Annotated in this window: 4 protein-coding genes and 1 pseudogene; all 5 read left to right on the top strand. The window is 72.5% G+C overall.

Annotation, left to right across the window (positions count from 1 at the left end):
• Positions 1-1,947, top strand: a 1,947-nt coding sequence (locus tag AB0C29_RS26765) for an ABC transporter permease (protein ID WP_360825415.1), incomplete at its 5' end; no start/stop codon positions are given.
• 90 nt (positions 1,948-2,037) lie between these two features.
• Complete coding sequence (locus tag AB0C29_RS26760; RefSeq protein ID WP_360825412.1) at positions 2,038-3,585, top strand: long-chain fatty acid--CoA ligase; 1,548 nt, start codon at positions 2,038-2,040, stop codon at positions 3,583-3,585.
• Positions 3,586-3,754: 169 nt separating this feature from the next.
• Positions 3,755-5,077 (top strand): hypothetical protein, encoded by a 1,323-nt coding sequence (locus AB0C29_RS26755; RefSeq protein WP_360825409.1) that lies wholly within the window; start codon positions 3,755-3,757, stop codon positions 5,075-5,077.
• The gene (locus tag AB0C29_RS26750; protein WP_360825406.1) at positions 5,077-6,033 is read left to right on the top strand and encodes a glutamate ABC transporter substrate-binding protein; all 957 of its coding nucleotides are present in this window, start codon (positions 5,077-5,079) and stop codon (positions 6,031-6,033) included. Before AB0C29_RS26755 ends, AB0C29_RS26750 begins: the two co-directional genes overlap by 1 nt.
• Positions 6,034-6,039: 6 nt before the next feature.
• Positions 6,040-6,788 (top strand): annotated as a pseudogene (locus AB0C29_RS26745) (hypothetical protein); the annotation flags it as partial.

Here is a 6,788-nt window from a genome sequence, read left to right as displayed (position 1 = left end):
TGGTCGTCGGCGGCGCTCGGCGGATACCGGCTCAGCGCCGGCGCACCACCGGAGCGGCCCGGGGAGGTCGCGCTGGCCGGCCAGGCACCGGGTTCGCGGGTCGACGTCCTGACCGCGCAGGGCCCGGCGACCTGGACGGTGACCGGCACGACCGACGGCCCGGGCTTCTACGTCGGGGACGCCACCGCCGTCACCCTGTCCGCCGGGGTCCGGCTCATCGGGCTGACCGTCAGCGGTGACGCCGAGGCAGTCGCGGCGGCGGCCCGGTCGGCCGTGGGTGCGAGCGGCACGGTCCTGTCCGGCGCGGCCCGCGACACCCTGGAGCCGGAGTCGGTGACCCGGATCCGCTGGCTGGGCGCGCAACTGCTGATCGCCATGGTCTCGCTGGGCTCCTTCGTGGCGATCTTCGTGGTCGCGTCGACCTGCGCGCTGAGCGCGGCGCAACGGCGGCGCGAGATCGGGCTGCTGCGCGCGGTGGGTGCCACCCCGGGCCAGGTGATCCGGATGATGTACGCCGAGACGCTGGTCGTCGCCGTGCTGGGTGGCGCGGTGGGCGTACCGCTGGGGGCGCTGGCCGCTCCCCTGCTCGCGCCGCCGCTGGTGGCCGCCGGGCTCGAACCGGCGGGGTTTGCCGTGACCTGGCAGCCGGCGGCGCTGGCCGGCTCGTTCGCGCTCGGCATCGTGGTCGCGCTGACCGGTGTCTGGACCGCCGCCCGCAGGTCCAGCCGGGTGCCCGCCCTGGACGCCCTGCGGGACGCGGCGATCGAGCACCGGGCGATGACCCGGCCCCGCTGGATCCTCGGCGGGCTGAGCGTGATCGCGGGCGCCGCCCTGTTGATCGCCCTGCCCACCCTCAGCACCGACGCGCAGTCCTCGGCCATGATGGGTGCCGCGATGCTGCTGCTCGTCGGGGCCGCGCTGCTCGCGCCGGTGGTCATCGCCCCGCTGGTGCGGCTCACAACCTGGCCGTGGCGGCGCGGGGCGACCGGGATGCTGGTCCGCGAGGGCACGCTCACCGGTGCCCGCCGGGTCGCCTCGACGGCGGCACCGGTGCTGCTCACCATCGGCTTCGCGGTGCTGCTCACCGGTACCGTCTCGACGATCTCGCAATCCGCCGGGGTCGATGCGGCGGCCGACGTGCCCGCCGCGCTGGTCGCCGCCCCCGACGGCACTCCGGGGCTGTCGGACGCCGCCGTGGCCGGCCAGCCCGGCGACTCCTATCTGAGCAGCCACGTGCTGGTGACGGTCGACGGCAGGACGACGCGCTACAGCGTGGCCGGGACGGCCGGTCAGGAGGGTGTCGTGCTGTCGCGTGAACTCGCGGACCTGCCGCGACGGCTGGACGTCCGGTTCCCGGACGGCACCACCGCGACGCTGCCGGTCACCGCCGTCCGCGACGACGCGCCGGAAGCGATGCTGCTCCCCCGCGACCTGGTCCGGCGCCACGACCCCGGCGCGCTGACCGAGGCCGTCCTGCTCGACGGGCCGGCCGTGCCGGCGACCGGGCTGCGGGTGCTCACCGCCCGCGCGTACGTGCAGCTCGACATCGACGAGGAGGGCGAGATCGTTCAGATCTTCCTCGCTGTGCTGCTCGCGCTGGGCGTCGGCTACACGGGTCTCGCGGTGGCCAACACCCTGCTGATGGCGACGGCCGCACGCCGCGAGGAGTTCCGGGCGCTGCGCCTGGCCGGCGGCGGCACGTCCCACGTGCTGCGGGTGACCTCCGGCGAGGCACTGCTCGCGGTGGTGACAGGCACCCTGCTGGGCGGCACGGTTGCGATGTTCTGCCTGCTGGCGGCCCGGCGCTCGATCGAGGAGGAGATCGGCCAGGCGATCGAGCTGGTGGTGCCGTGGGGCCAGAACGCCGGCGTGGCGCTGGTCTGCGCCCTCGTCGCCGTCCTGGCCGCCGGCGTGCCGGTGCTGCGGGCGAGAGCTGGGTCTATGTGAAACAAAATCGAAACGGAGGGTTCTTCGGCTGCCGTAAGCATGTTGGGATTGAGACCGTCGTCACAGCGGACCTGTCGAGGAGACCCACGCATGCTCAACCTCTCCGTTTTCCTGGAGGACAGCGCCCGTCACTATCCCGAGCGGGCTGCTGTCGTCCTCGGCGACCAGCGCCTGACGTACGCGCAGGTGAACGCGGCGGCCAACCAGGTCGCCAACCTGCTGCGCTCGCGGGGCATCGGCCCCGGGGACAAGGTGGCCCTGTCGTGTCCCAACCTTCCGTACTTCCCGGTGCTCTACTACGGCATCCTCAAGGCCGGCGCGGTCGTCGTGCCGCTCAACGTGCTGCTCAAGGGGCGGGAGATCGCGTACCACCTGACCGATTCGCAGGCCAAGGCGTACTTCTGCTTCCAGGGCACGCCCGAGCTGCCGATGGGCGCCGAGGGCCACGCCGGCTTCGCCCAGGTGGACGCGTGTGAGCACTTTTTCCTGGTCACCGCCGATCCGGCCGCGGAGTCGCCGATCGAGGGCGCCGAGACGCTGGGCCGGGCGCTGGCCGGGCAGTCACCCGTCTTCGAGACCGTGCTCGCCGCCGAGACCGATCCCGCGGTCATCCTCTACACCAGCGGCACGACCGGGCAGGCCAAGGGTGCCGAGCTGAGCCACTCCAACCTCATCCTCAACGCGCTCACCTGCAACCGGCTGTTCCAGTCCGCGCCGGCCACCGACACCCACCTGCTGGTGCTGCCGTTGTTCCACTCGTTCGGCTCCACGGTCAACATGAACGCGGGCTTCTCCAGCGCCTCCACGCTGGTGCTGCTGCCCCGCTTCGAGCCGGCCGCCGCGGTCAAGCTGCTGGAGAAGGAGAACGTCACCTTCTTCGCCGGCGTGCCGACGATGTACTGGGGGCTGCTCAACGCGCTGACCGACGACGTCGACGTGGAGAAGATCGCCCGCACCATGCGGCGCACGGTCAGCGGCGGCTCCAGCCTGCCGCTGGAGATCATCAAGGAGGTCCGCAACCGGCTCGGCTGGACCATTCTGGAGGGCTACGGCCTGTCCGAGACCTCCCCGGTGGCGACGTTCAGCAACCCGGACAGCGAGCCGCGGCCGGGCTCGATCGGCGTGCCGATCTGGGGTGTCGAGGTCAAGCTGATCGACGAGTCGTGGAACACGATCGAGGGCAGCGAGGAGATCGGCGAGATCGCCATCCGCGGGCACTGCATCATGCGCGGCTACTACAACCGGCCCGACGCGACCGCCGAGGTGATGAACAACGGCTGGTTCCGCACCGGCGACCTGGGCAAGCGCGACAAGGACGGCTGGTACTACATCGTCGACCGGGCCAAGGACATGATCATCCGCGGTGGCTTCAACGTCTACCCGCGCGAGATCGAGGAGGTCCTGATGACCCACGAGGCGGTGTCGCTGGCCGCGGTCATCGGGGTGCCGCACGAGACCCACGGCGAGGAGGTGAAGGCGTACGTGATCCGCAAGGAGGGTGCGACCGTCACCGAGGAGGAGCTCATCGCCTGGGGCAAGGAGCAGATGGCGGGTTACAAGTACCCGAGAGTGGTCACCTTCGTGGACACGCTGCCCATGACCGCGACCGGCAAGCTGCTCAAGCGCGCCCTGACCTGAACGCCCTGACCTGACCTGACGTACGCCGAACGCGCACCCGGAGGGGGACACTCCGGGTGCGTTTTCGTGCGTAGACTCGGCCGGCCGGGACGCTCCGAAGATCATTTGCGCGCGTGCGGCACAGTGAGCGGGTGAGCGCCCGACCACGCACGGCACCGACGGAGGAAGCTTGAGCACAGCACAGCTCGACCGGCCCGCGCCGGTCGTGGCGAACTCCTCCGGTGGCGTCCTGCACCGCGTCGCCCGGCTCCGGCGGACCTCCCCCGGCCGGCTGCAGCTCATCCTCGCCGGGCTCGTGACCCTGGGCCTGCTGACCGGCCTGGTCGCCGGCCTCACCGCGTCGGCCGCCGCGACCGGCACCGCCGATCTCGGCAACCGGGCCCAGCCGCTGCTGGTCGAGGCCGAGACGATCTACTCCGCGCTGGCCGACGCCGACACCACCGCCGCGCAGGCGTTCCTGGCCGGCGGGCTGGAGCCGGTCGACCTGACCCGGCGCTACGAGGAGGATCTGGACCGGGCCACCACCGCGCTGACCTCGGCGGCCCGCCGTACCCCGGAGACCGGCCGCTCGGCCGACGCCATCCGGCAGCTGTCCACGGACGTCTCCCGCTATGCGGCCCTGGTGGCCAGCGCCCGGGCCAACAACCGCCAGGGCCTGCCGATCGGCGCGGCGTACCTGTCATCGGCGTCCGCTCTGAGCCGCGATTCGCTGCAGCCGCAGGCGCAGGCGCTGTTCCAGGCCGCGCAGAGCGAGGTCGGCGACGGCTACGGCGACGCCCGCAGCTCCTGGTGGACCGCCCTGCTGGTCCTGCTGCTGCTGGCGCTGCTCACCGCGCTGGTGCTGGCCCAGCGCCACCTCAGCCGCCTGACCCACCGCACGTTCAACGTGCCCCTGCTGGTCGCCACGGCGGTCACGCTCGTGCTGGCGCTCGGCGTCGGCGGGGTGCTGATCTCTCAGCGCGCGCACCTGTCCGAGGCCGACACCGAGGGTTCCTGGCCGGTCGCGCTGCTCGCCGAGACGCGGATCGCGGCCCTGCGCGAGCGCGGCGACGAGGCGCTGACCCTGGCCGCCCGGTCCGGCGAGGGCGCCCTGGAGACCGACTTCGACCAGACCACCGGCCGGCTCAACAAGCTGCTCACCGACGCCGCCGAGGTCATGCCCGACGGCTCCGCCGGTGCGGACGTGCGGTCCGCGGCCCAGGCCCACCGCGCCTACGTCAGCGCCCACGACAAGGTCCGCGAGCTCGACAACAAAGGTGACTACGACGGCGCGGTGGCGCTGGCCATCGGCCCGCAGACCAGCCGGACCTTCACCGGCGTCACCGCCGTCATCGACCGGGCGCTGGAGAGCCGCAAGGACGTGTTCCGCGACGAGCACGCCGCGGCCGGCCGCGGGCTGGGCCTGCTCACCGTGCTCGGACCGCTGCTCGCCCTGCTGATCTGCGGCCTCGCCGTCGCCGGCATCCGCGCCCGACTCGAGGAGTACCGCTGATGCGCGCCCGTGTCACCGTCGCCGTCGCCGTCGCCGCGCTGTCCGTGCTCGCCGCCGCGGGCTGCGCCGGCGACTCGTCCCCGCTGCCCGGGCGCCCGAGCGCGTCCGCCGCGCCAGCGCCGACCGGTCCCGCCGCCGTCGACAAGACCTGCAACCCGCGCGCGAGCCTCAAGCCCGCCGGCGCGCTGCCCGCCCCGGGCAAAATGCCGGCCGGCACCTACATGGCCCAGATCTACAAGCGCGGCCGGCTGGTGCTCGGCACCAGCCAGGACACCCTGCTGTTCAGCTCGCGCAACCCGTTCACCGGCAAGGTCGAGGGCTTCGACGTGGACATGGGCCGGCAGATCGCCCAGGCCATCTTCGGCGACCCCGACAAGATCCAGATCAAGGTCATCGCGTACGACAAACGGGTCAGCTCCGCGGTGGACGGCTCGGTCGACCTCGTCGCCGACACCATGACCGCCAACTGCGCCCGCTGGAAGGACGTCAACTTCTCCACCATCTACTACGACGCCGGGCAGAAGGTGCTGGTCTCGTCGGCCTCGAAGGCGCAGAGCATCAAGGATCTCCGCGGCCAGAAGGTGTGCGCGGCCAAGGGATCCACGTCGTACGACAACATCGCCAAGGATCCCGCCAAGCCGATCGCGGTGGACCGGCCCGGCTTCGGTGACTGCCTCGTCGCCTTCCAGCAGAACGAGGTCGACGCCATCTCCACCGACGACACCATCCTGGTCGGGCTGGCCGCCCAGGACCCGTACGCCAAGGTGGTCGGCCCCGCGTTCACCGAGGAGCCGTACGGCATGGCGATGAGCAACGACCACCCCGAGTTCACCCGCTTCGTCAACGCGGTGCTGGCCAAGAACCAGGCCGACGGCACCTGGAAGGCCACCTACGAGCGGTGGCTCGGTGACTTCGGCGCCGCCCCGAAGCCGCCGGTCGCCGAGTACCGGGACTGACCGGCCGTGACCGCACCCACCCAGGATCTGCTCGGCCGCGCCGACAGCGAGCTACTGCGCCTGGAGGCGGCCGCGGCGGCCGTGGCGGCGAACCTGGTCGACCTCGACGACAACACAGCCCGCAAGGATCTCGACAAGGGACCGCTGACCGGCCGGACGGCCGCCGCCTGGGCCGACGCCACCGCCGCGCTGACCCAGCTGTGGGACGGCTACGGCATGCTGACGGCGTTCATCACCTCGGCCCGGTCGGCGCGCAACCAGCGGCGGTTCACCGACACCGAGAAGACCGCGTACGTGCACCAGGTCCTCGGCCGCTCGATCACCCTCTCCACCACGACGGTGCCGCTGGCCCAGCGCGGCCTGCTCGGCGCCGGCCAGGTCAGCACCACCTGCACTCCGGCCGAGCTGCTCGCCGCGATGGAGGCCGCTTTCAAGACCGCGGTCGACGTGGCCGTCCGCGCCGGCGACGTGTGGCACCGGCTGATGCCCGAGGCCGCCACGGTCGCCTCGTCGCTGGCCCACCTGCGCGGCCTGACCCGCTCGGCGACCCTGGACGAGGCCGACCGGCTGCTCGGCGACTTCACCTCCGCCCTCGCCTCGGACCCGCTGGGCTGCGACGAGCAGGCCTTGGTGGCCGTCCGCTCGCTGCTGGACCGGGCCGACGCGGAACGCACCTCGGCCGGTGAGCTGCGCGAGGCGCTCACCCAGCGCCTGGCCGACGCGCACGCCCTGCTCGGCGAGCTGGTCGAGCAGGG

It is taken from the genome of Actinoplanes sp. NPDC048791 (assembly GCF_040650095.1).
Classification (GTDB): Bacteria; Actinomycetota; Actinomycetes; order Mycobacteriales; family Micromonosporaceae; genus Actinoplanes.
This window is presented reverse-complemented; position numbering and strand designations above follow the sequence as displayed.

Bases quoted from the DNA above. Each gene is read 5' to 3' on its own strand.
- AB0C29_RS26750 (WP_360825406.1), top strand. From the start codon at position 5,077: ATGCGCGCCCGTGTCACCGTCGCCGTCGCCGTCGCCGCGCTGTCCGTG.
- AB0C29_RS26760 (WP_360825412.1), top strand. From the start codon at position 2,038: ATGCTCAACCTCTCCGTTTTCCTGGAGGACAGCGCCCGTCACTATCCC.